1 protein-coding gene is annotated in these 385 nt (G+C 63.9%); it reads left to right on the forward strand.

The window, feature by feature from the left end; all coding sequences use genetic code 11:
* The coding region (locus EN914_RS38200) for a cbb3-type cytochrome c oxidase subunit I (RefSeq protein WP_206527370.1) at nucleotides 1-385 on the forward strand (385 nt) is incomplete at both ends.

A 385-nucleotide genomic window follows, 5' to 3' on the forward strand; every position in this document is an offset into this window, starting at 1 on the left:
TGCGCATCCAGCTTTCTGGACCGCAACGCGGGCTGATCGGGCCCGACCTCTACAATCAGCTGTTCACCATGCATGGCGTCACGATGATGTTTCTGTTCGCCGTGCCCATCGTGCAGGCGACCGGGATCTACCTGGTGCCGCTGATGGTCGGCACCCGCAACATCGCGTTTCCGCGCCTGAACGCGTTCAGCTACTGGGTCTACGTCTCGGGCGGCGCTTTCGCCTGGGTGTCCTTCGCCCTCAACATGGCCCCTGATGTGGGCTGGTTCGCCTACGTGCCGCTGTCCGGCCCCGAATTCGCACCGGGCAAGCGGGCTGACGTCTGGGCGCAGATGATCACCTATACCGAAGTGTCGTCACTGGCCGTCGCGGTGGCGACCATCAG

Origin of the sequence: Mesorhizobium sp. M7A.F.Ca.CA.001.08.2.1, assembly GCF_003998455.1 — a bacterium.
GTDB classification, from domain to species: Bacteria; Pseudomonadota; Alphaproteobacteria; order Rhizobiales; family Rhizobiaceae; genus Mesorhizobium; species Mesorhizobium ciceri.